This is a genomic window from Cellulomonas septica, assembly GCF_012396155.1.
GTDB lineage: Bacteria > Actinomycetota > Actinomycetes > Actinomycetales > Cellulomonadaceae > Cellulomonas > Cellulomonas septica.
Genome location: NZ_JAAXOY010000877.1, coordinates 1 through 1,092, shown reverse-complemented (window position 1 = coordinate 1,092; position 1,092 = coordinate 1). Strand labels below are relative to the sequence as shown.

General features: G+C 76.6%; 1 protein-coding gene. It reads left to right on the top strand.

Annotation, left to right across the window (positions count from 1 at the left end; translation table 11 throughout):
• Positions 1-162: 162 nt before the first annotated feature.
• Positions 163-1,092 (top strand): calcium-binding protein (locus HGA02_RS21340; protein ID WP_281357233.1); only part of this gene is annotated, 930 nt, incomplete at its 3' end.

Genomic DNA, 1,092 nt, shown 5'->3' with positions numbered 1-1,092 from the left:
CGTCGCCGCCCGCCGCCGTCGCCCGGCCCGCGCAGCACGCGCCCTCGGGTGCCCGAACGGGCAGACCTGCGACGACGAACCCTTTCGGCTCCCCGCGGCCGACCGTCCGCCCGCCCCGACGCCCCTAGTGTCCGCACCACGCCGACACCCGAGGAGGGCGCGATGACGAGGCGGACGCGGCTCGGTCTGACCATCGGGGCGGTCGCCGCCCTGGCCATGCTGCTCCCGGCACCCGCGTGGGCCGGCGACGTGCAGCGCGAGGAGTTCACGCGCCCGCCCACCGACCCGTGGCAGGTGATCGGGTTCGGCGGGGACCCGGTCGCGAGCACGCGCGGCGGCGCGATCACGATCGGCCCCGAGACGCTCGTCATGCTGCTCGAGACCGCGGGCACGTCGGAGTGGACCGGCACGTCGGGCCGGCTGACCGGCTGGGACGTCGACGTCCGGATGCGGCTCGGCCGCGACGCGACGGGCGCGTGCCTCGACGAGGAGACGGGCACGCCGCCGCCGACGCTCCTGTGGGTCGGCGACACCATGGACCTGCTCCAGGTCGGCTTCGCACCCGGCGAGCTGTGCGTGCTCTACCCGTACGAGGACCGCCAGGTGATCCCGCTCGACACGCACCGCTGGCACCGGTACCACCTCGAGGCGCGCGGCCAGCAGGTCCGGCTGACGGTCGACGGCCGCACCGTGCTGGACCGGACGTTCACGGGACGCGGCGCGGGGACGGTCGGGCTGGGGTTCGAGACGTACCGGGGCTCGTCCACGTGGGACTACGTCCGGTACGACACCGCGCCCGGCCACCCGTGCACGATCCGCGGCACCGACGGACCGGACGTCCTGACGGGCACGCCGGGCGCGGACGTCATCTGCGCCGGCGCGGGCGACGACCGCGTCTCGGGGCTCGGCGGCGACGACGTGCTGATCGGGGGCGACGGCGACGACACGCTGCTCGGCGGCGACGGCCACGACCTGCTGCAGGGCGGCTGGGGTGCCGACGTGCTCGACGCGGGCGCGGACAGCGGCCGGTCCGAGGGCGGCCAGGGCGGCGACCGCTTCGTCCTGGGGGCGGCTCCCGACGGTGCGCACCAG